Origin of the sequence: Variovorax sp. Root473, assembly GCF_001426505.1 — a bacterium.
Classification (GTDB): Bacteria; Pseudomonadota; Gammaproteobacteria; order Burkholderiales; family Burkholderiaceae_C; genus Variovorax.
This window is the reverse complement of the sequence record NZ_LMEV01000019.1, coordinates 330,715-351,821: the sequence shown is the minus strand read 5'-3', so window position 1 is coordinate 351,821 and position 21,107 is coordinate 330,715. Positions and strand designations below refer to the sequence as shown.

The window sequence follows — 21,107 nt, the reverse complement described above, 5'->3', positions numbered from 1 at the left end:
CGATTCCCAGTCTCTCAAAACCACTCCGGGTGAACACCCGCAACAACCTATTGAAGCTTCACAGCTAGGCACTCAGGCCGACGATCGCGACAGCGTCGCCAGTTTCTTCTTCGCGCTCTGCAGGAGCCCGACCCTTTCGACCGGCAACTGCGCCTTCGTCTCCCCCACCTTGATGATTTCAAGCGCCGCGGGCTTCGGCATGAGCCCATCGCGCGGCGTGAGGCTGTTGAATCTCGCGTTCGAGATGACGTGCACCTTCAGGTGACGGTGGATGTTCTTCGAGAGCTTCTTGCAGGCGGCTGCCAGGGTGGCTTCATCGGGAATCGACTGGCCGTGCACGACCAGCAGTTCCAGCGTGCCGTCCTCGTCCTCTGCGAGCACGAAGGCGCGCACGACCGAATCCTTGAACTTGCCGCGCAGCATCGTTCGCACCGGCTCGGCCGCTGCGAACGACTTGAGCGCGATGTTGCGCAGCTCGTCGTGGAAGATGAACGCGCGGTCGATCGAGAAGGTCTCGGCCTCCTCGGCCTTCGGCTTGTGGCGCTGGAAGATCCCACTGCCGACGAGGTGCTCCAGCGTGCGCACCGCATCGGCCAGATCGAGCTTCGAGCGCCTGGACAGCTCGCTGGAAGACAAGGATTCCTGGGGCGCCGCATAGGCGACCATCAAGAGCTTCTGCACCTCGGGGGCAAAAAGAAAATCTGCTGCACTCATGTCGCGGTTCTCAACTTCTCTGGCGTTTTGCCGTGGTGTGGGTTCTCTGCAAGCGAATCTGCATTATCGAGAGCGCCCCGCGTCCCGTGCGATGCGGCTTTCTCCACGGCGTTTTTGCGGCGGATTCCGTCAAGGCGCATGGCGCCGGCCTACAGCGGCGCCGGGCGCCCACCGGTAGAACGGCTGAACACGACAAGGAGCTTCAGCCATGGACCTGGAACAGACGATCGACAAGATCAAGCAAGTGGATGCCGCACGCGCCGACTACCCCGGCGAACACCTCGTGGTGCTCGGTGCCGGCGTGCTGCTCTTGCTGGCCGCGGGCCGCAGCCGGTCGTTCCTGATGCGGATGGTCGCGGGCGCCGCCGGCGGCGCACTGATCGGCCGGGCGGCGAGCGGCACCGGCGGTATCGCCAAGCTGGCGGGCGTGCTGCAGAACGGAGGCCTGGCATGGCCGCGTCGCTGACCTCCCGGGCCCGCTCGCCCGCAACCGACGCTCGCAAGTACTGGGCGCCTTGCCTGGGCGTGGCGCTGGTGGCGATGTCGCTCTTCTATGCGACCTTGAAAGACCTGGTGGATGAGAGCGCAGCACGCGCCGCGCTCTTGACCACCGCAGTCGCTGCGGGCCAGCCCGAGCCCGACAGATCGGCCGCTCGCGAAACGAATTTGCCGGATTCAACGCCAAGCGCATCCTCGGCACCTGTCACGCTGACGAACACGAACTTCGAGCCCCCGTTGATCGCGCCCCCTGCGCCCGCCGCGAAGGCTGCGGCGACTGTCGTCAAGGTGCACAAGTGCGTCATGCCCGAGGGCAATGCGGCCTACTCCGACGGCCCCTGCCCCGCAGGCGCACATGCGACGACGCTGCGCCTGTCGCGCGACGTGCACGCCGCCGCGAGCCTGTAAGCCCTTGAGTGGCTCACCCCGCCTTCAAAAACACATCATGGTCCGGCGCGAAGTTGGCGTGCAGCGGCAGCATCGCCCCGCCCAGCGCGCACGCCTGCACCCCTGCCCTGCCGCCGTGCAGCCGCGGTGACCACAGGCCTTCCCAGTTGCACTGTGCGAGGGCGGCGCGGGTCTGCACGAGCAGCGCGTCGAGCAGCGCGCGGGACATCGAACCGTCCATCACCACGTCGGCCAGGTCGAGCACGGCCGTGCTGCTGACGATGGCATGCGCCAGCGCGCGCGATGCGCTGGCGAGCCAGGCCTGCGTGGCGGCGGCGAACGGCGCTTGGAGCGCGCGGTCGTCGTAGGCGGCGGTGGCGTCCAGGCCTTCGGCGCGCAGGCGTTGCTCCAGCTCCCACAGAGAGGCTTCGGCCACCACCTGCGTCGACACGCCTTCGGACGGGTTCGCCGTGCGCATCGGAATCGACGCCAGCGCGCCCGCGTTGCCGTGCGCGCCGGTATGCAGGTGCGAGTTGATGACCAGCCCGCCGCCCACGAAAGTGTCGACGAAGATGTAGAGAAAGCTCTTGAGGTCGTGGCCGCGCCCGGTCACCAGTTCGGCCACGCAGGCGGCGACGGTGTCGCGCGCGAAACCCACGGGCACATCGGTGCGCGCGCGCACCTCGGCCAGCAGGTCCATCTGGTTCCACTCGTCCGACTGCGCCTTCGACAGCCCCAGCGTGCGGTGCCAGCCGCCGAGCTGGAACGGCGCTGCCAACCCTGCGCCGACGTTGCGTGCAGCGAGCGGCCCGAGCCCGTCGCGCAGCCGGTGGATGTGCTCGGCGATCACCGGCAGCAGCGCCTCGGCATCGGGGAACTCGTAGCGGATCGCGTGGTGCTCGCGCACCTGCGCCGTGAAGTCGATGAGCAGCCACTCGGCCCCGCGCCGCCCGAGCTTGACGCCGATGGCGAAGGCGCCGTCGGGGTTGAGCGCCAGCGGCACCGAGGGCTGGCCGATGCGCCCGCGCACGCGGCTTTGCTTGACGATGAGGCCGTCGTCCTCCAGCCGCGCGGTGATGAGGCCGATGGTCTGCGCGCTCAGGCCCGTGAGCCGCGCGAGGTCGGCCTTGGGCAGGCTGGCGTGCACGCGCAGCGCCTGCAGCACCACGCGCTCGTTGAACTGGCGCATGCCCACCTGGTTGGAGCCGCGCGGGCGCAGCAGGACCGAGGGGTGTTCAACGATGTCGGCGTCGGTGTCAGGCATGCGCCTCCGCGGGCAACTGGTCGGCGGTCATGGCGCCTGTCATCACGGCCACGGTGTCGCTCATGCTGATCTTCTTCGGGTTGAGCACGGCGGCGCGCCGACCGAGACGTGCGACGTGGATGCGGTCGGCGACCTCGAACACGTGCGGCATGTTGTGGCTGATGAGCACCACGGGCAGGCCGCGCTCGCGCACGCGGCGGATCAGCTCGAGCACCATGTTGCCTTCTTTCACGCCGAGCGCGGCGGTGGGTTCGTCCATGATGACCACGTGCCGCGCGAAGGCCGCGCTGCGCGCCACCGCCACGCACTGGCGCTGGCCGCCCGAGAGCGTTTCGACGGCCTGCGTCATCGACTGGATGCCGACCTTCAAATCCTGCATGCGCGCCGTGCTTTCGAGCAGCATCTTCTTCTTGTCGAGCATGCGCAGTACGTTGCCCAGGAAGCCGGGGCGGCGCAGCTCGCGGCCGAGGAAGAGGTTCTCGTAGATGGTCATCGCGGGCGCCACGGCAAGGTCTTGATAGACCGTCTCGATGCCTGCGCGGCGCGCGTCCAGCGGGTTGCGGAAATGCACCGGCGCACCGTCGAGCAGGATCTGGCCTTCGTCGGGCACGATGGCGCCCGACAACGCCTTGATGAGCGAGGACTTGCCCGCGCCGTTGTCGCCGATCACGGCGAGGATCTCGCCTTCGCGCAGTTCGAAGTCGACGCCGTCGAGTGCGGTGACCTGGCCGTAGCGCTTCACCAGGCCCTTGGCCTGCATCACGATCTTGGGGTTGGCCACGGTGTTCATCAGCGGGCTCCCTTGCGCGAGAGTTGATCGGCCGCCACCGCCAGGATCACGAGCACGCCCGTCACCAGCACCTGGTAGATCGACGACACGCCCATCAGCGTGAGCCCGTTGCGGAACACGCCCACGATGAGCACGCCGATGAGCGAACCCAGCACGATGCCGCGTCCGCCGAACAGGCTGGTACCGCCGAGCACCACGGCCGTGATGGCGTCGAGGTTCTCGGTCTGGCCCGCGTTCGGGTCGCCCACGCCGGTGCGCGCCACCGACAGCAGCGAGGCGATGCCGTAGAACACGCCCGCCGCCACGTACACCGCGAGCAGCACGCGTTGCGTGGGAATGCCCACCAGCCGCGTGGCCTCGGCGTTGTTGCCGATCGCGTAGACATGCCGGCCGGCCGCCGTCTCGCGCAGCACGAACCAGGCGAGCGCATACAGCGCCAGCATGAGCACCGAGCCCCACGCCACCTCGGCACTGCCGATGGTGAAGGTGGTGCCCAGCCCGGTGAGGCCGCTGGGCAGGTCGGTGATGGTCTGCGACGACGAGTACAGCTGCGTGATCGCGAACGCGATGTTCAGCGTGCCCAGCGTCACGATGAACGGCGGCAGCTTGATGCGCGTGACCAGCAGGCCGTTGAGCAAACCGAACAGCGTCGTCACACCGACGCCGCACAGGATGGCCAGCGGCACCGGCATCCCGAGCTCGGTCGCGAACTTGCTCATGACGATGCTGCCCAGCGCCATCACCATGCCGCACGACAGGTCGATGCCGGCCGTGAGGATGATCAGCGTCTGGCCGATGGCGATCACGCCCACCACCATCACCTGCTGCAGGATCAGCGACAGGTTGCCGCCCGTCAGGAAACGGTCGGACTGCGTCGCAAAGAAGATGCAGGCGCCGAGCAGGGCCAGCCACGGCCCGAGGGCGCCCCACGGGATGTGGTGCGTCGGAGATTTCGCCATCGATGTGCCTCCCTGGGGCTGCCTGATTACTTCTTGCCCCAGCACAGCTCGGTGCCGGTCTTGGTGTCCTTGCTCTCGACGCCGGCCACGCTCTTGCCGGCGATCAGCGTCACGCCGGTGTCGACATAGCCGGAGGCCTTCTTGCCGGTCTTGGCGAACTCGACACCCGCGGCCACGCCCATGGCGGCCATCTTCAGCGGGTACTGCTGCGAGGTCGCGGCGATGATGCCCGCGGCCGTGTCCTTGATGCCCTGGCAGCCGCCGTCGACCGAGACGATCATCACGCCCTTCTCCTTGCCCGCGCGCTTGAGCGCGTTGTAGGCACCGGCCGCGGCGGGCTCGTTGATGGTGTAGACCAGGTTGACGTCGGGCGCCTTCTGCAGGCAGTTTTCCATCACCGTCTGCGCCTTGGCCTGGTCGCCGAAGCTGTCGGCCATGCAGACGATCTCGGGCGACTTCGACAGCTCGTTCGACTTGGCATCGTTGGCCGGCAGGCCAAAGCCCTTCATGAAGCCGTTGTGGCGCTGCGCGCCCACGGGGTGGCCCGGCAGCAGGTCGAGCGCGACGATCTTGGGCGTCTTGCCGGCCATCGCGGCCTTGGCGTATTCGCCGATGAGCACGCCGGCCGTGTAGTTGTTGGTGGCGAAGAGCGCGTCGGTCGCGTCCGGCGGATCGGCCGGGCTGTCGAGGGCGATCACCTGCACGCCCTTGTCGCGCGCCTTCTTGATCGCCGGCACGATGGCCTTGGCGTCGCTGGGCGTGATGAGGATGGTCTTGGCACCGGCCGCGATCATGTTTTCCATCGCCGTGATCTGGCCCGCGTTGTCGCCGTCGGCCTTGCCCGCGCCCGAGAGCAGCTTGGCGCCGAGCTTCCTGGCCTCTTCCTGCGCGCCCTCCTTCATCTTCACGAAGAAGGGATTGGTTTCGGTCTTGGTGACGAGGCCGATGACGGGTTCGCCCGCGGCCAGGGCCGTGGAGGCGGTGGAAGCGGCCAGAGCCAGGGTGGCCAGGGCGGGAACGAAGCGCGGGCTGATGAACATGGGTGTGTCTCCTTCAGGGGCGGGGCACGGCGTTGCCGTGCTTGCTGTGAAACCGGCGCTTCACCGCAAACAAGCAGGAAGGCATCCGGACGCGAGAAGGACTATCGAGCAGGCGATCGACTAAATCAAGCGAATTTAGTTATCGAAAACCCGGGGGGAAGTCGCCCGTTGGCTCGGTATTTGATGGCACTGCCGCAGGAAATTTGTAATTCAAAAGGCCGCGTCTCAATTTATTTCCCAGCGACTCATTTCAGATTTTGACAATTGTCGGGAATGTTGATTTATCGTAAAAGCCAATAAGAAAAATCGTCCACTCGCGAATTAAAAACAAAGTTCAAAGCACCGTGCCGCCGGCCAACTGAATAAGAGAACAAATAAACCCGGAGAAATTTCGGCAGATGTTCAACCACCTCGTGGAAATACTTCGAAACAATCCGGAGATCGCCTTGTTCCTGGTGCTGGGCATTGGCTATGCGGTCGGCCAGATCCGTTTCGGCCCGGTCCAGCTCGGCGGCATCTGCGGCACGCTCATGGCCGCGCTGGTCGTCGGCCAACTCGGCATCCGGCTCGACGACAGCGTGAAGAACGTGTTTTTCATGCTCTTCATCTTTGCGCTCGGCTACGCGGGCGGTCCGCAGTTCTTTGCCAACCTCGATGCCAAGGGCCTGCGGCTGGGCCTGCTCTGTGTGGTCGAAGTGGTGGTGGTACTCGCGCTGGTGCTCGGCGCGACCGTGCTGCTGTCGCTCGACCGCGGCACGGCCGCGGGGTTGATGGCGGGCGCGGCCACCGAATCGGCCGTGGTGGGCACGGCGACCGACGCGATCTCCAAGCTTGCCCTCTCGCCCGCCGACATCGCGCAACTGCAGGCCAACGTCGTCACGGCCTACTCCATCACCTACGTGTTCGGGTTGATCGCCATCGTGGTGGCCACGAGCCAGGTGTTTCCGCTGCTGCTGCGCGTCGACCTGCGCGCCGAAGCCGACAAGCTCTGGAAGACCATGGGCGGCGGCGCCGACGATCCGGCCGCCGCCAGCGCGACGCCCGAGATGGTCGGGCGCGTGTTCCGCGTCACCGTGGGACGCGGCCGCTCGGTTTGCGAACTGACGTCGATCCTCGGGCGGCAGGCCAGCATCGAGCGCGTGGTGCGCGGCGGCCAGAGCCTCTCGGTCGAGCCCGGCTTGCACCTGCGCGTGGGCGACCGCGTGCTCGCCATCGGGCGGCGCAGCGCGCTCGTCAACGTGGGCGAGTTGCTGGGCCCCGAGTTCGCCGACACCGCCGCGTTCGACGCCGTGGTCGAAACCACCGAGGTCGTCGCCAACCGCCGCGAATGGTTCGGCCGCGGGCTGCGCGAACTCGAAGCCGTGCTGCCCTCCACCGTGCAGGTGGTGGGCGTGGCGCGCGACGGCCACGCCATGCCGCTCGTGAACGACCTCACGCTGCAGCGCGGCGACGTGCTCCAGCTCTACGGCCCCGCGCCCGAGGTGGCGGGCGCCATCGCGCAGGTCGGCGACCGCGTGATCGCCTCCACGCGCAGCAACATCAGCTTCGCCGCCGCGGGCATCCTGCTGGGCGTGTTCATCGGCGGCTTCAGCGCCAAGCTCGGCGGCATTCCGTTTTCGCTCGGCACCGGGGGCGGCGCGCTGCTGACGGGGCTGGCCTTCGGCTGGTACCAGTCGAAGCACCCGCACCGCCTGAGCGTGCCGGCCGACGCGCTGGCGCTCATGAAGGACCTGGGCCTGGCCACCTTCATCGCCTGCGTGGGCCTGGCCTCGGGACCGCAGGCGCTGGCGCTGGTCCAGAAGTTCGGCATCGCGCTGCCACTGGTGGGCATCGCCGTCGCGGTGGTGCCGGCCAGCATCTCGCTGTTCATCGGCCACCGCTTGTTGAAGCTCGAGGCACCGGTGCTGCTCGGCGCCATCGCCGGCCAGCAGTGCAGCACGCCCGCGCTCAGCGCCGTGCAGAACGCCGCAGGCAACGCCACGCCGCTGCTGGGCTACACGATCACCTATGCCATCTCGAACGTCGTGCTGCCGCTGATGGGACCGCTGATCGTGGCCCTGGCCGGGCTGGTGACGCACGCGAAATAAGACAACGACCCGAGACGCCCCACGCACTTCTCTTCCCTCTTCGTCCCATTGATGCCCTGAAAGGACTTCCCCTATGGAATGGCTGCATGAACTCTTCAAGAAGTCGCCCGAGATGGCGCTCTTCCTCTCGCTGGCCGTCGGCTACTGGATCGGCAAGATCAAGTTCGGCAAGTTCCAGCTCGGCGGCGTGGCCGGCTCGCTGCTGGTGGCGGTGATCGTCAGCCAGGTCGGCGTGCAGATCGACGGCGGCGTGAAGGCCGTGCTGTTCGCGCTGTTCATCTACGCCGTGGGCTTCGAGAGCGGGCCGCAGTTCTTCAGCTCGCTGGGCAAGCAGTCGATCAAGGAGATCATCCTGGCCGCCGTGATGGCGGCCACGGGCCTGGCCACGGTGGTGGTCATGGCCAGGCTGTTCGGGCTCGACAAGGGCCTGGCAGCGGGCGTGGCGGCCGGCGGCCTCACGCAGAGCGCCATCATCGGCACCGCGGGCGACGCCATCGGCAAGCTCGGCCTCGCCGCGGCCGAGACCGCGCGACTGCAGGGCAACGTGGCCATCGGCTACGCCGTGACCTACGTGTTCGGCTCGTTCGGCGCGATCATCGTGTGCGTCAACATCCTGCCCAAGCTCATGGGCCGCAGCATCCGCGACGACGCCATCGCGGCCGAGACCGCGATGCAGGCCGGCGTGAAAGTGCTCGGCCCCGACCAGGAAGAAGCCGCGCCCTCGCTGGTCGGGCGCATCTACCAGCTCACGAGCGATCCGCAGCGCACGGTGGCCGACATCGAGAACGCCAACCCCGCCACCACCATCACCATCGAGCGCGTGAAGCGCGACGGCAAGTTCGTCGAGGTCAGCCCCACGCTCGTGCTGCGCCAGGGCGACTACGTGCTCACCGTGGGCCGGCGCGATGCCGTGGTGGCGAGCGCGCCGCTGCTGGGCAAGGAGGTCGACGCGGTCGACGGCATGGAGCTGACGCTGAACAAGCGCGAGATCGTGCTCACCAACAAGGACTTCGGCGGCAAGACCGTCGACCAGATCCGCCAGGCCACCGCGGGCGGCGTGCGCCACGGCATCTTCGTGGTGCAGCTCAGCCGCATGGGCCAGGTGCTGCCGATGAAGCCCGACACCGTGGTGCAGGTGGGCGACCTGGTGTCGATCTTCGGCGCCGAGCAGGACGTGAAGCGCGTCGCGTCCCTCGTCGGCGACGTGATCGTGCCCAGCGCCAAGACCGACTTCGTGTACCTGGGCGCGGGCCTGGTGGTGGGCCTGCTGGTCGGCCTGCTGAGCGTGAAGATCGGCGCCATCCCGCTGACGCTCGGCGCCGGCGGCGGCGCGCTGCTGTCGGGCCTGCTGTTCGGCTGGTACCGCGCGAAGAAGCAGACCTTCGGCGCGCTGCCGCCCAGCGCGGTGCAGCTGCTGAAAGACCTGGGCCTGGCGGGCTTCGTGGTCGTGGTCGGCCTCACGTCGGGCCTGCAGGCCGTGCAGACCATCAAGGAACTGGGCCTGACCATCTTCGGTGTCGGCGTGGTCGTCACGCTCGTGCCGATGATCCTCACGATGCTGTTCGGGCGCTACGTGCTGCGCTACGAGAACACGGCCGTCTTCGCGGGTGCGCTGAGCGGCTCGCGCAGCGCCAACCCGGCCTTCGGCGAAGTGCTGGGCAAGGCCGAGAACGCCATTCCCACCGTGCCCTTCGCCATCACCTACGCACTGGCGAACGTGTTCCTCACGCTGCTGGGGCCGCTGATCGTGGCGCTGGTCTGAGCACCGCGCCTTCTCTCTTCTTTCTTTTTTCAACCAAGGAGTACTCCATGGATTTCGGCGACGTGAAAAAGCTGGGCGGCCTGAGCCCGTTCGAACTGAAGGATGCGCTGATCCAGGTCGCACGACAGAGTGACCGGCTCATGCTCAACGCCGGCCGCGGCAACCCGAACTTCCTGGCCACCACCCCGCGCCACGGCTTCTTCCAGTTCGGGCTGTTCGCCATGGCCGAGGCCGAGCGCTCGTACATCTACATGCCGGACGTGGGCGGCTTTCCGCAGCGCGAGGGCATCGAAGCGCGCTTCGAGATCTTCGCCAAGTCGCACGCGGGCGAGCCGGGCGTGCGCTTCATCGAGGCCGCCGTGTCGTACGTGCGCGATCAACTGGGCCTGTCGGCCGGCGACTTCATCTACGAGATGTGCGAGGCCATCCTGGGCTGCAACTACCCGGTGCCCGACCGCATGCTGCGCCTGACCGAGATCGTCGTGGGCCAGTACATCCACAAGGAAATGGTCGGCACCCACCCCTTCGTTGGCAAGTTCGACATGTACGCGGTCGAGGGCGGCACCGCCGCCATGACCTACCTGTTCAACAGCCTGCGCGAGAACCACCTGCTGTCGCCCGGCGACACCATTGCACTGGGCATGCCGATCTTCACGCCCTACATCGAGATCCCGCACCTGAACGACTACCAACTCATCGAGGCGCTGATCGACGCACCGGCCGAGAACAACTGGCAGTTCACGAAGAAAGAGCTGCAGAAGCTGCTCGACCCGAAGGTCAAGGCCTTCTTCCTGTGCAACCCGAGCAACCCGCCCTCGGTGAAGATCAGCGACGAAGTGCTGGGCTACATCGCCGACATCGTGAAGCAGCGGCCGGACCTCATCATCCTCACGGACGACGTGTACGGCACCTTTGCCGACAACTTCCTGTCGCTGTTCGCGGTCTGCCCGCAGAACACGATCCTGGTGTATTCGTTCTCGAAATATTTCGGCGCCACCGGCTGGCGCATGGGCGTGGTCGCCACGCACGAGGACAACATCCTCGACCGCAAGATCGCCGCCCTGCCCGAGGCCAAGCGCCGGGAACTCGACGCGCGCTACAGCTCCATCACCACCGAGCCACGCAAGCTGAAGTTCATCGACCGCCTCGTGGCCGACAGCCGCACAGTGGCCCTGAACCACACGGCCGGCCTCTCCACGCCGGTGCAGGCTCAGATGGTGATGTTCTCGCTGTTCTGCCTCATGGACGAGGGCGAGACCTACAAGAAGTCGATGAAGCACATCGTCTCGCGACGCAAGGAAGCGCTGTACCGCGAGCTCGGCCTGCCACTGCCGCCCGACCCCAACTCGGTGAGCTACTACCACCTGCTCGACCTGCAGGACATCGCCACGCAGATGCACGGCGAACGCTTCGGGAAATGGATCCTGACCAAGCTGCAGCCGAACGAAGCGCTGTTCCGCATCGCCGCGGAAACCAGCATCGTGCTGCTGCCCGGGCGCGGCTTCGGCGGCAAGCACCCGTCGGGGCGCGTGTCACTGGCCAACCTCAACGAGTACGACTACGCGAACATCGGGCGATCGCTGCGCAAGATGGCTTCGGAGTACTTTGCGATGTTCGAGAAGGAGGTGGGAAGCGGCAAGGGCGAGAAAACGAAGACCGCCGTCGTCAAACCCGTGAAGACCGGGAAGAAGAAGCAGCAGACGCCGTCGTAGCAGACGCCGTTGCCGGCCGCCGGCTTGCTCAGCTTCTGCTGGCGCGCGCCGGCGGTTCGAGCACCACCATCCGCCAGGCGCACAGCGTGCCCGCCACCGCGAGCAGAGCCGCCAGCGCGAACATCGTGCGGTAGCCCAGTTCCTGCGCCACCGCCCCACCCAGCAGCACGCCCAGCACGCCGCCGAAGCCGTAGCCGATCACCGTGAACAGCGCCTGCCCGCGTCCGCGCAGGTGACCCGGGAAGCGGCGCGACACCACGGCGATGCAGGCCGTATGGTGCGCCGCGAAGCTCAGCGCGTGCAGCCATTGCGCGATGACCAGCGCCGCGATGAAGCCGCCCAGCCCGGCCGTGAGGCCGAGCCGCGCCACGCCGGCGATGCCGCACACCAGCATCCAGCGCGGCATCGGCAACAGGCCGATGAGCCGGCCCTGCAAAAAGAACCAGACGATCTCGGCCACCACCGACAGCGCCCACAAGAGGCCGATGGTGCTCTTGCCATAGCCGATCGAATCGAGGTACAGCGAGAAGAACGCGTACACCGAGAAGTGCGACATCACCTGGAAGAACAGCGAGGCAAAGAACCAGCGCACGGCGGGGATGCGCAGCACGGGGCCGATGGGCTCCTTCACGACGTCGTGCGCGGCCGGCGGCTCGCGCAGGTCGGGCAGCTTCATCGTCGCGATCAGCACCACCGCCAGCGTGCCCGCGGCCCAGAACGGGAAGTGCTTCATGCCGAAGCGCTCGAACCACTCGCCCGCGACGAACACGGTGACGAGGAAGCCGGCCGAGCCGCACAGGCGGATGCGCCCGTAGCGGCCCCAGTCGCCCGCGACGATCTGCGCCATGGCCGCTTCGGTGAGCGACATCATCGAGCTGGTGTGCGTGAACATGACCAGCAGCACGAGTGCGAGCCACCAGGCGCCGCCGTGCCACCACAGCCCGAAGGAACTGGCCAGTGCGACGGCGGCACTGAAGCGCAGCAGCTTCACGCGCTGGCCGGTGTGGTCGCTGAGCGCACCCCAGGCATAAGGCGCGAAGACGCGCGTGATCGATTGCACCGAGGCCAGCAGGCTGATCGTGAAGATCGGCAGGCCCAGCTCTTTCAGCCACAGCGGCAGGTACGGATTGAAAAAACCGATGTGCGCGAAATAGCTGGCCGACAGGCCAGCGAATGCCAACAGGTGGCCGCGCCCGGCAGCCACAGGTGGCGCGGCAGACACTACAGGAAAGACGACTGCGGTGACGCAGCTTCGCTCTTCTCGGCGGGCGGGTTCACGTCGCCGCACTGCGCGCGGTTGCGCAGCACGTGTTCCATCACCACCAGCGCAAGCATGGCTTCGGCGATGGGCGTGGCGCGGATGCCCACGCAGGGGTCGTGGCGGCCCTTGGTGATGACTTCGACGGGGTTGTTGTTCACGTCGATGGACTGGCGCGGGCTGATGATCGAGCTGGTCGGCTTGATCGCAATGCTCACCTCGAGGTCTTGCCCCGAGCTGATGCCGCCGAGGATGCCGCCCGCGTTGTTGGTGAGAAAACCGGTCGGCGTGATCGAGTCGCCATGCGTGGTGCCGCGCTGCGTGATGCTGTCGAAGCCTGCGCCGATTTCCACGGCCTTCACGGCGTTGATGCCCATCATGGCGTACGCGATCTCGGCGTCGAGCTTGTCGAACAGCGGCTCGCCCAGGCCCACGGGCACCTTGGTGGCGGTGACGCGGATGCGCGCGCCGCAGGAGTCGCCGGCCTTGCGCAGGCGGTCCATGTAGTCCTCCAGCGCGCTCACGTCGGCGATGGGGGCGAAGAAGGGGTTGTTGGGCACGTGGTCCCAGTTCTCGAAGGGAATCGCGATTTCGCCGATCTGCGTCATGCAGCCGCGGAACACCATGCCGTATTTTTCGGCCAGCCACTTCTTGGCGACCGCGCCGGCCGCGACCATGGGCGCGGTGAGACGTGCCGAAGAACGCCCGCCACCGCGCGGATCGCGGATGCCGTATTTCTTCCAGTAGGTGAAGTCGGCGTGGCCGGGGCGGAACTGCTGGGCAATCTGCCCGTAGTCCTTGCTGCGCTGGTCGGTGTTCTGGATCAGCAGCGCAATGGGGGTGCCGGTGGTCTTGCCCTCGTACACGCCAGAAAGAATCTGCACCGCGTCGGGCTCGTTGCGCTGGGTGACGTGGCGGCTGGTGCCGGGGCGCCGGCGGTCGAGGTCGCCCTGGATGTCGGCCTCGCTCAGGGCCATGCCCGGGGGGCAGCCGTCGATCACGCAGCCGATGGCCGGGCCGTGCGACTCGCCGAAATTGGTGACCGCGAAGAGAGTTCCGAAGGTGTTGCCGCTCATGGCGGGGATTATCCCCACAAAGCGGCAGCCGACTCAGTCTGTGGTGTTTTCCATGCGCTTGGCGAGCACGCCGAGCTGCAGCTCGATGCTGAACAGCCGCTCGTTCAGCACCGCGGTCTGCAGCCGGATCGCCTCGACGATGGCCTTGGTCTGCGGGTCGGAGGTGCTGTCGGACAGTTCCGCCAGGTCATGCAGCTTCTTGCGCAGTTCGTTGCTCATGGGGCCTCCGTTCGGTCGTGGGATGCGTCGTGGAAGCCCCAGTATGGAGGCTCGTCAACGCTCCGGCAATGCGGCGCCGCCCGGGGGTATGGCGCGCGCTTCCTCTTCTTCCGCGCCATGCGACACGCCCACGCCACGCAGTCGCACTGCCACCAGCACACCCACGAACAGCAGCACCACCGCGCACAGGCCGGCCACCAGCCGCAGGGCGCGCAGCAGCGCCTCGCGCCCCGTGTCGAGCAGCGCGGTACCGGTAGCGCCGGGCAGTTCACCGGCCAGCGCCAGCGCCCCGCCCAGGGTGCTGCGCGCGGCGTCGACCGCCGCAGCATCGGCGAGACCGGCCGGCACCGCATCGACCATCGCCGTGCGGTAGATCGCCGCGCCGACGCTGCCGAGGATGGCGATGCCCAGCGCCCCGCCGAACTCGGAGCTGGTCTCCGAGATCGCCGAGGCCACGCCCGCGCGCTCGGGCGGTGCGCTGCCCACGACCAGGTCGGTGGCCAGGGTGAACACCGGCGCCAGGCCAAGCGAAGAAATGATCGCGCTCGTCACCATCCAGGCCAGCCCGCCCTGCGCGGGCAACAGCACCAGCATGCCGAAGCCCAGCGCCGCCACGCCCAGCCCGCCGCCCATCACGTAGGCCGGACACAGGCGCCGCGTGAGTGCGGGCACGACCATCGAGCCGACGATGAAGGCGCCGGCGCTCGGCATGCTCCACAGGCCCGCCTCCAGCGGTGACAGGCCGAGCACCAGCTGCAGGTACTGGGCGTTGTAGAGAAAGAGGCCGAACATCACGAAGCAGGCCAGCATGTAGGCCCCGAGCGAGACGCTGAAGGCCGGCAGCCTGAACAGGCGCAGGTCGATCATCGGGTTGGCCAGCCGCCCCTGCCGGCGCGCGAACAGCCAGCCCAGCAACGCACCGGCCGCGATGGCCATCAGCGACACGCCATCAGGCCCGCGCTCGGCCACCTGCTTGATGCCGTAGATGGCCGCCAGCACGGCGCCCAGCCAGAGCGCCACGCTGGCCAGGTCGAGCGCGCCCGCATCGGGGTCGCGGTACTCTGGCAAGAGCCACGGCCCGAGCGCCAGCAGCAGCACCATCACCGGCACGCCGATGAGAAACACCGAGCCCCACGGAAAGAACTGCAGCAGCACGCCGCCCAGCACCGGCCCGATGACCGCGCCGGCTGAATAGCTCGAGATCCACACGCCGATGGCCACGGTGCGCTGCGCCGGATCGAGGAACATGTTGCGGATCAGCGAGAGCGTCGAAGGCGCCAGCGTCGCCCCCGCCACGCCCAGCAGCGCGCGCGTGACGATCAGCATGTTGGCGCTGGTCGAGAAAGCCGCGAGCACCGAGGCCACGCCGAACGCCATCGCACCGATCAGCAGCAGCCGGCGCCGCCCGATGCGATCGCCCAGCGTGCCCATGGTGACCAGCAGGCCGGCCACGAAGAAGCCGTAGATGTCGACGATCCACAGCAGTTGCGAGGCGGTGGGCTTGAGGTCTTCGCTGATCGACGGGATCGCCAGGTTCAGCACCGTGAGGTCCATCGAATAGAGCATGCACGGCAGTGCGATGACCGCCAGCCCGGTCCATTCGCGCGCGGTGGCGCGGGCGGGTGTCACGCGCTGCGTTGCGCCGCTCATGGGCCCGACCCCTGGTCGCCGCTGTCGCTGATCGAGAACGCCTTGCGCACCTCGATGCTGCTGAAGCGAGCCGACGGAATGCCGGCCGCGAGCTGCAGCGCCTCTTCGTCGCTGTCGGCCTTGACCACGTAGAAGCCGCCCAGCTGCTCGCTGGTTTCGACGAACGGCCCGTCGGTGACCGAGAGCTTGTCGTTGCGCATGCGCACCGTGACCGCGGTGCCGGCCGGCTGCAGGGCCTCGGCCGCGACGAGCTTGCCGAGCGCCTGCAGGTGCGCGTCGTAGTCGAGGTGTTCGTGGATGTAGCGGTCCATGTCCTGCGCCGAGAAGTGGCTCGTCTGCGCGTCGGTTCCGTAGATCAGGCAAAGGTATCTCATGCGGCATTCCCCTCGGGGGTTTCGATCATTTCCAGGACATCGATGGGACGCACCTCGATGGCGCCGTAGCGCGCCATCGGAATGCGGCCCGCCAGCTGGATCGCGGCGTTCAGGTCGCGCGCCTTGACCAGGATGAAGCCGCACAGCTGCTCGCGGGCTTCGGCATACGGGCCGTCGACGTGCGAGCGCCGGCCGTGGCGCACCTGCACGACCTTGGCGGCGCTCACCGGGGTCAACGCCTCGGCGGCGATGAAGTGGCCGGCGGCTTCGAGCAGGCGGTCGTAGGCCATCGAATCGGCGTCGAGCACGCGGCGCTCGTCGGGCGGCAGCGCGCGAAGCACCGCTTCGTCGCAATGAACGAGGCAGAGGTATTTCATGCGGAATCTCCTTGCAGGTTTGAGTGAGGACCTCACTGGTCGAACGGCAATGGCCGAAATCGACAGTGGGCCTCAGAATTTTTTTGCCTCGGGCAACGACGCCAGCTGCCGCTCCAGGAATTGCCGCTCGGGCTGCTGGCGGACCAGTGACAGCGCCTGCAGATAAGCCTCACGCGCATCGCCGGTGCGGCCCAGGCGCCGGCACAGCTCGGCACGCGCGCCATGCGCCAGGTGGTACTGGACCAGCGCGCCGCGTGCGAGCAGTGCATCGATCAGCGCGAGCCCCGCTGCCGGCCCGTCGCGCATTGCAACGGCTGCTGCGCGGTTGAGTTCGGCCACGGGCGAGGGATCGATCCGCAGCAGCACGTCGTACAGCCCGACGATCTGTGGCCAGTCGGTGTCGGCGGCCTCGAGCGCTTCGGCATGCACGGCCGCAATGGCGGCCTGCAAGGTGTACGGGCCGAAGCGGCGCGACCGCAGCGCGCGCTCGACCAGCGCCGCGCCCTCCCCGATCTGTTCGCGATGCCACAGGCTGCGGTCCTGCGCGTCGAGCAGCACCAACTCGCCCTGCGCCGACGTGCGCGCGGCGCGGCGCGCATCGTGCAGCAGCATCAGCGCGAGCAGGCCCAGCGCCTCGGGATCGGGCAGCAGTTCGGCCACCAAGCGCCCGAGCCGGATCGCCTCGGCCGACAGGTCGGCACGCGTCACGCTCTCGCCCGACGAAGCGGCGTAGCCTTCGTTGAACACGAGGTACACCACGCGCAGCACGGCGTCGAGCCGCTCGGGCAGTTCGGCCAGACCCGGCACCTGGTACGGAATGCCGCCGTCGCGGATGCGCGCCTTGGCCCGCACGATGCGCTGCGCGATGGTGGGCGCCGGCACGAGAAAGGCGCGCGCGATCTCCTCGGTCGCCAGCCCGCAAACCTCGCGCAGCGTCAGCGCCACCTGGGCGTCGGGCGCGAGCGCGGGGTGGCAGCAGGTGAAGATCAGGCGCAGGCGGTCGTCCTCGAGCGCGTCGGCATCGGGGTCGACCTCGTGCCACGCGGGCGCGGGGTCGGCCAGCGTGTCGGTATGGGCGGTGGCGTCGTCCCACGCCGTGAAACGCGCCTGCCGACGGAGGCCGTCGATGGACTTGAAGCGCCCCGCCGACACCAGCCAGGCACGCGGGTTGGTCGGCACGCCCTCGCGCGGCCATTGTTCGAGCGCAGCGCGAAAGGCGTCGTGCAGGGCTTCTTCGGCGAGGTCGAAATCGCCGAGCAGGCGCACCAGCGTCGCGAAGATGCGGCGCGACTCGGTGCGGTAGATCGCGTCCAGCGCGTCGGCGATGGCGGTGGGTGGGACTGTCACCCGGTGTCGCCTCCGAGCAGCCGACTCTCGAGCTTGACGAGGGCGCCGGTCCAGCCGTGGGCGTGGCCGTCGCGCGCCGCTTCGTCGAAGAACTGCTGGTGCATGAGCACGAACGCGCAGCCGCCCGCATCGGGCTCCAGTTGCAGCGTGACGCGCGACTCGCGCTCGGGCGTGCTGCGCCAGGCCCAGCTGAAGACCAGCCTGCGCTCGGGCACGACCTCCAGATAAGTGCCGCTCACGTCGTGCGTCTCGCCGTCGGCCGCCAGCATGGTCACGCGAAAGCGCCCGCCCACGCGCAGGTCGACCTCGGCCAGTGGCACGTCGACGATCTCCTCGGGGCCGAACCAGTGCTTCAGCGCTTGCGGGTCGGTCCACGCGCGCCAGACTTTGGCGGGGCTGACGCGGAAGTGTCGGCGCAGCGTGAGCGAGGGGCGTTCGGGGATGTGGCCTGGGGTGCGTCCGGCGTTGCCGCCGGGGGAAGGCTTCGCCATTCGGTGTCCTCCTGGTGATAGAGAAAGCGCGCCAGTGCGTCGAGGCGGCCGGTCCAGAACTTCTCATAGCGCGAGAGCCACGCGGCAGCCTCTTGCATCGGGCCCGCCGACAGCTCGCAGCGCACGACGCGGCCCGCCTTCGTGCGCGAGATGAGGCCGGCGCCTTCGAGCACGCGCAGGTGCTTCATGAAGCCGGTCAGCGACATGCCATGCGGTTCGGCGAGTTCGGTCACGCTGAGGCTGCCCTCGCCCAGCGCTTCGAGCACGCTGCGACGCGTCGGGTCGGACAGGGCCGCAAACACGGCGTCCAGTGCATCTGAGTGAACCATGCGGTTGAGTATCTGGAGCGGGCTCCCGGCCGTCAACCCATGGGCCGCGCGCAGGAACGGTTTAAGCATGCTGCATTGCAGCATCTTCCCCGTGAAGGCGCTCACTGTCGGACCGAACCGCCACCCCGTTCTCTCCCGTCAAACCCGGCGACACCGACCAGGTCCCGGACGGGATGCGTGACTTCTTCCTGTACCGCGACCTCCGCATTGCGGCTGCCACGGGCCGGTCTCGTCAGTGACCCACGAAGCGCGGTGCACGCTTCGCAATGAAGGCCGCCACGCCTTCACGCGCGTCCGCACTGCCGGCGCGTTCGCGCAGCAGGCGATGCTCCATCTCGAAGTGCGCGTCGATCGGGCGTGATGGCGCATCGCCGCACAGCGCCTTGATGGCCGCGAACGACCCCGCCGCGCCGCTCGCCAGCCGCGCCACCAGCGCTTCGGCAGCCGCCGCGAGTTCGGCGTCCGGGTACAGCGCATCGACAGCGCCCGCAGCAAGACAGCGCGCGCTGTCGACCGGGTCGCTGAGCATCAGCCATTGCTGCGCGCGCACCGGGCCGATGCGCCGCGACAGGAAATACGAACTCCCCGCGTCCGGCGACAACCCGATGGCCGCATAACCCGTGCGCAGCTTCATCGACTCGGCCGCGAGCACGAAGTCGCCGCACAGCGCCAGTCCCACGCCAGCACCGCCGACCGTGCCATTCACCGCGACCACCAGCGGCGCCGGGCTTCGGGCCAGCCGCAGCAGCGCGGGATGCAGCCGATCGAGGATGGCGTCCACCAGCTCAGGCAGCTTCTCGCCCGCGGCCATGAAATCGTCGATGGCGCCGCCCGCGCAGAACACCCGCCCCTGGCCAGTCAGCAGGATGGCGCGCGGCGCTGCGTCGAGCACCTCGTCGATGGCGCGCGCCAGCACATGGCTGCTCGCCAGCGACACCGAATTGGCGCGTTCGGGCCGCTTCAGCACGATGCGGCCGATGCCGTCCTGCACGCCCCAGGCAATGCCTTCTTCGAGCTGCAGGGTCATCTCAGATGCCCGTGAGCCCACCGGTGCACATGAGCGTCTGGCCGCTCACGTAGTCCGACTCGGGCGCGCACAGCAAGTACACCGCGCCGGCCGCTTCTTCGGGTGTACCGCCGCGGCCCAGCGGGATCGACTGTTCCATCATGGCCAGCAGTCCGGGGTTGACGCCAACCTTGATCTCGCGCCCCTCGATGTTCGCCGTGGTGGCCTCCGCCGTGCTGGCCGTGAGCCGCGTCTGGATGAAGCCGAAGGCCACGCAGTTCACCGTGACGTTCATGCGGCCCCACTCCTTGGCCAGGGTCTGCGTCATGCCGACGATGCCTGCCTTGGCGGTCGAGTAGTTGGCCTGGCCCGCGTTGCCGAAGAGCCCGGCCACCGACGAGACGTTGACCACCTTGCGCACCACGCGCTGCCCTGCTTCGCCTTCGGCCTTCGCCAGCGCGCGAATCACCGGCTGCGCGGCGCGCAGGATGCGAAACGGCGCCGTCAGGTGCACGTCGATCATCGCGTACCACTGCTCGTCGATCATCTTCTGCACCACGCTGTCCCAGGTGTAGCCGGCGTTGTTGACGATGATGTCCAAGCCCTTGAATTCGCTCACCGCGATGCCGACGAAGCGCTCGGCAAAGTCCGGTGCCGACACGCTGCCGACGCAGGCCACAGCCTGGCCGCCCGCGGCGCAGATGGCCTGCACGGTTTCCTCGGCCGGGTCGGCATCGAGGTCGTTGACGACGATGCGCGCGCCTTCCGACGCGAGCTTGAGCGCGATCGCGCGGCCGATGCCCCGGCCCGAGCCGGTGATGAGGGCGACCCTGCCTTCGAGTTTGGGTGTCATGTCTTCTGTCTTCTTTCGTTCAGGGGATTCAGCGCAGCGCAACGAGCGCTTCGCCCGCGATGCGGGGCTGGCCGTACTGGTTGGCGCTGAGCACCTCCACGCGCACGCAGCGCTCGCCGTTGTGCTCGAGCTTCTCGACCACGCGGCCGGTGCAGCGCACGGCATGGCCCAGGTGCGTGATGCCCTGGAAGCGCACGTCGAAGCGGCGCAGCTGCGCCTGCGGCACCCACTGCGTGAGCAGGCGGCCGAGCCAGGCCATGCCCAGCATGCCCTGCGCGAACACGTCGGGCATGCCCGCCTTGCGCGCGAAGTCGGTGTCGATGTGGATCGGGTTGTGGTCGCCCGACGCGCCCGCAAAGAGCGCGAGCGTCGTGCGGTTGACCGGCGCAAGCTGCAAGGCGGGAAGCTCGTCGCCGACCTGCACGGAGTCGTAGCTGATGGAGGTCATGAATGCCCAATTCTTCAATGGCGGCAGACGAGCACGGTGCGCAGCTCGGCCACGAGTTCATCGTTCTGGTTGGTGGCGCGCGAGGTCTTCACCACGAATTCGAGCGCGCCGTTCTTCTTGTCGTAGATGTCGCTGATGGTGGAGCGCACCGTCACCGTGTCGCCCACGCAGGCCGGCCGGTGGTACGCGAAGCTCTGCTCGCCGTGCAGCAGCTTCGACAACGGAATCTGCAGGTCGCCGAGCATCCGGTCCGACGCGCCAGAGTCCAGTTCGGCCGCGAACAGGAAGGTGGGCGGCGCGGGCAGGTCGGGGTAGCCGGCGTCGCGCGCGGCGGCGGCATCGGTGTAGACCGGGTCGGTCTCTCCGATGGCCTTGGCGAAGAACTGCAGCCGGCTGCGCTCGACGGGCAGCACTGAAGCAGGCAGCTCGTGGCCGATCCATTTCTTGTCGATCATCTGCGCCGCCC

General features: G+C 68.0%; 23 protein-coding genes and 1 pseudogene. 6 read left to right on the top strand and 18 right to left on the bottom strand.

The window, feature by feature from the left end; all coding sequences use genetic code 11:
• Nucleotides 1-72: 72 nt before the first annotated feature.
• Entirely contained in the window at nucleotides 73-714 is a 642-nt protein-coding gene (locus ASD34_RS24820) for a hypothetical protein (protein WP_056583433.1), read from the bottom strand.
• Nucleotides 715-922: 208 nt separating this feature from the next.
• On the opposite strand from ASD34_RS24820, the gene ASD34_RS24815 reads away from it, so the two are divergent.
• Together ASD34_RS24815 and ASD34_RS24810 are read left to right on the top strand one after the other, a co-directional pair.
• The gene (locus ASD34_RS24815; RefSeq protein ID WP_056583431.1) at nucleotides 923-1,180 is read left to right on the top strand and encodes a hypothetical protein; all 258 of its coding nucleotides are present in this window, start codon (nucleotides 923-925) and stop codon (nucleotides 1,178-1,180) included.
• On the top strand, nucleotides 1,165-1,620 hold the full coding sequence (locus ASD34_RS24810) for a hypothetical protein (protein ID WP_056583430.1): 456 nt from the start codon (nucleotides 1,165-1,167) through the stop codon (nucleotides 1,618-1,620). The genes ASD34_RS24815 and ASD34_RS24810 overlap by 16 nt, the downstream gene beginning before the upstream one ends.
• A 13-nt stretch (nucleotides 1,621-1,633) precedes the next feature.
• On the opposite strand, the gene ASD34_RS24805 is transcribed toward ASD34_RS24810, so the two are convergent.
• Genes ASD34_RS24805 through ASD34_RS24790 form a run of 4 tightly spaced genes read right to left on the bottom strand, consistent with a single transcriptional unit; the run spans nucleotide 1,634 to nucleotide 5,652 of the window.
• Entirely contained in the window at nucleotides 1,634-2,863 is a 1,230-nt protein-coding gene (locus ASD34_RS24805) for an ROK family transcriptional regulator (RefSeq protein ID WP_056583428.1), read from the bottom strand.
• On the bottom strand, nucleotides 2,856-3,653 hold the full coding sequence (locus tag ASD34_RS24800; RefSeq protein WP_056583427.1) for an ATP-binding cassette domain-containing protein: 798 nt from the start codon (nucleotides 3,651-3,653) through the stop codon (nucleotides 2,856-2,858). The genes ASD34_RS24805 and ASD34_RS24800 overlap by 8 nt, the downstream gene beginning before the upstream one ends.
• Nucleotides 3,653-4,612, bottom strand: a complete 960-nt coding sequence (locus tag ASD34_RS24795) for an ABC transporter permease (RefSeq protein ID WP_056583425.1) — start codon at nucleotides 4,610-4,612, stop codon at nucleotides 3,653-3,655. Before ASD34_RS24795 ends, ASD34_RS24800 begins: the two co-directional genes overlap by 1 nt.
• Before the next feature lie 26 nt (nucleotides 4,613-4,638).
• The gene (locus ASD34_RS24790) at nucleotides 4,639-5,652 is read right to left on the bottom strand and encodes a sugar ABC transporter substrate-binding protein (protein ID WP_056583423.1); all 1,014 of its coding nucleotides are present in this window, start codon (nucleotides 5,650-5,652) and stop codon (nucleotides 4,639-4,641) included.
• Nucleotides 5,653-6,050: 398 nt separating this feature from the next.
• On the opposite strand from ASD34_RS24790, the gene aspT (ASD34_RS24785) reads away from it, so the two are divergent.
• The 3 genes from aspT (ASD34_RS24785) to ASD34_RS24775 all read left to right on the top strand — a co-directional run bounded on the left by aspT (ASD34_RS24785) (nucleotide 6,051) and on the right by ASD34_RS24775 (nucleotide 11,213).
• On the top strand, nucleotides 6,051-7,739 hold the full coding sequence (gene aspT, locus ASD34_RS24785; RefSeq protein WP_056583421.1) for an aspartate-alanine antiporter: 1,689 nt from the start codon (nucleotides 6,051-6,053) through the stop codon (nucleotides 7,737-7,739).
• Nucleotides 7,740-7,812: 73 nt separating this feature from the next.
• On the top strand, nucleotides 7,813-9,501 hold the full coding sequence (aspT, locus tag ASD34_RS24780; RefSeq protein ID WP_056583419.1) for an aspartate-alanine antiporter: 1,689 nt from the start codon (nucleotides 7,813-7,815) through the stop codon (nucleotides 9,499-9,501).
• 47 nt (nucleotides 9,502-9,548) lie between these two features.
• On the top strand, nucleotides 9,549-11,213 hold the full coding sequence (locus tag ASD34_RS24775; RefSeq protein ID WP_056583417.1) for a bifunctional aspartate transaminase/aspartate 4-decarboxylase: 1,665 nt from the start codon (nucleotides 9,549-9,551) through the stop codon (nucleotides 11,211-11,213).
• Between the two features lie 28 nt (nucleotides 11,214-11,241).
• Here ASD34_RS24775 and ASD34_RS24770 read toward each other — a convergent pair whose 3' ends face one another.
• The 9 genes from ASD34_RS24770 to ASD34_RS27300 form a co-directional block, all read right to left on the bottom strand.
• Nucleotides 11,242-12,435 carry an MFS transporter gene (locus tag ASD34_RS24770; protein WP_056583415.1) on the bottom strand — a complete coding sequence of 398 codons (1,194 nt, stop codon included), beginning with the start codon at nucleotides 12,433-12,435 and terminating at the stop codon, nucleotides 11,242-11,244.
• Complete coding sequence (gene aroC, locus ASD34_RS24765; RefSeq protein WP_056583413.1) at nucleotides 12,435-13,547, bottom strand: chorismate synthase; 1,113 nt, start codon at nucleotides 13,545-13,547, stop codon at nucleotides 12,435-12,437. The genes ASD34_RS24770 and aroC overlap by 1 nt, the downstream gene beginning before the upstream one ends.
• Nucleotides 13,548-13,580: 33 nt before the next feature.
• Nucleotides 13,581-13,766, bottom strand: coding sequence for a hypothetical protein (locus ASD34_RS24760; protein ID WP_056583411.1), 186 nt, complete (start codon nucleotides 13,764-13,766; stop codon nucleotides 13,581-13,583).
• Between the two features lie 54 nt (nucleotides 13,767-13,820).
• The gene (locus tag ASD34_RS24755) at nucleotides 13,821-15,416 is read right to left on the bottom strand and encodes an MFS transporter (protein WP_056583408.1); all 1,596 of its coding nucleotides are present in this window, start codon (nucleotides 15,414-15,416) and stop codon (nucleotides 13,821-13,823) included.
• Nucleotides 15,413-15,790 (bottom strand): YciI family protein, encoded by a 378-nt coding sequence (locus ASD34_RS24750; protein WP_056583406.1) that lies wholly within the window; start codon nucleotides 15,788-15,790, stop codon nucleotides 15,413-15,415. The genes ASD34_RS24755 and ASD34_RS24750 overlap by 4 nt, the downstream gene beginning before the upstream one ends.
• Nucleotides 15,787-16,167: a YciI family protein gene (locus ASD34_RS24745; RefSeq protein ID WP_056583403.1), complete on the bottom strand. Its 381-nt coding sequence runs from the start codon at nucleotides 16,165-16,167 to the stop codon at nucleotides 15,787-15,789. The genes ASD34_RS24750 and ASD34_RS24745 overlap by 4 nt, the downstream gene beginning before the upstream one ends.
• A gap of 72 nt (nucleotides 16,168-16,239) precedes the next feature.
• Nucleotides 16,240-17,514, bottom strand: a complete 1,275-nt coding sequence (locus ASD34_RS24740) for an RNA polymerase sigma factor (RefSeq protein WP_056583401.1) — start codon at nucleotides 17,512-17,514, stop codon at nucleotides 16,240-16,242.
• The gene (locus ASD34_RS24735) at nucleotides 17,511-17,957 is read right to left on the bottom strand and encodes an SRPBCC family protein (protein WP_157609761.1); all 447 of its coding nucleotides are present in this window, start codon (nucleotides 17,955-17,957) and stop codon (nucleotides 17,511-17,513) included. Before ASD34_RS24735 ends, ASD34_RS24740 begins: the two co-directional genes overlap by 4 nt.
• Nucleotides 17,867-18,334 (bottom strand): ArsR/SmtB family transcription factor, encoded by a 468-nt coding sequence (locus tag ASD34_RS27300; protein WP_157609757.1) that lies wholly within the window; start codon nucleotides 18,332-18,334, stop codon nucleotides 17,867-17,869. The genes ASD34_RS24735 and ASD34_RS27300 overlap by 91 nt, the downstream gene beginning before the upstream one ends.
• A 104-nt stretch (nucleotides 18,335-18,438) precedes the next feature.
• On the opposite strand from ASD34_RS27300, the pseudogene ASD34_RS28425 reads away from it, so the two are divergent.
• Nucleotides 18,439-18,555: pseudogene (locus tag ASD34_RS28425) on the top strand (cupin); the annotation flags it as partial.
• A gap of 11 nt (nucleotides 18,556-18,566) precedes the next feature.
• Here ASD34_RS28425 and ASD34_RS24730 read toward each other — a convergent pair.
• From ASD34_RS24730 to ASD34_RS24715, 4 genes are read right to left on the bottom strand one after another with little or no spacing between them, the layout of a single operon-like run.
• Nucleotides 18,567-19,361: an enoyl-CoA hydratase/isomerase family protein gene (locus ASD34_RS24730; protein ID WP_056583398.1), complete on the bottom strand. Its 795-nt coding sequence runs from the start codon at nucleotides 19,359-19,361 to the stop codon at nucleotides 18,567-18,569.
• A 1-nt stretch (nucleotide 19,362) separates the two neighbouring features.
• Nucleotides 19,363-20,193 carry an SDR family NAD(P)-dependent oxidoreductase gene (locus tag ASD34_RS24725; RefSeq protein WP_056583396.1) on the bottom strand — a complete coding sequence of 277 codons (831 nt, stop codon included), beginning with the start codon at nucleotides 20,191-20,193 and terminating at the stop codon, nucleotides 19,363-19,365.
• Between the two features lie 28 nt (nucleotides 20,194-20,221).
• Nucleotides 20,222-20,641 (bottom strand): MaoC family dehydratase, encoded by a 420-nt coding sequence (locus tag ASD34_RS24720; protein WP_056583394.1) that lies wholly within the window; start codon nucleotides 20,639-20,641, stop codon nucleotides 20,222-20,224.
• A 14-nt stretch (nucleotides 20,642-20,655) separates the two neighbouring features.
• Nucleotides 20,656-21,096 carry a MaoC family dehydratase N-terminal domain-containing protein gene (locus ASD34_RS24715; RefSeq protein WP_056583393.1) on the bottom strand — a complete coding sequence of 147 codons (441 nt, stop codon included), beginning with the start codon at nucleotides 21,094-21,096 and terminating at the stop codon, nucleotides 20,656-20,658.
• Between the last annotated feature and the right edge of the window lie 11 nt (nucleotides 21,097-21,107).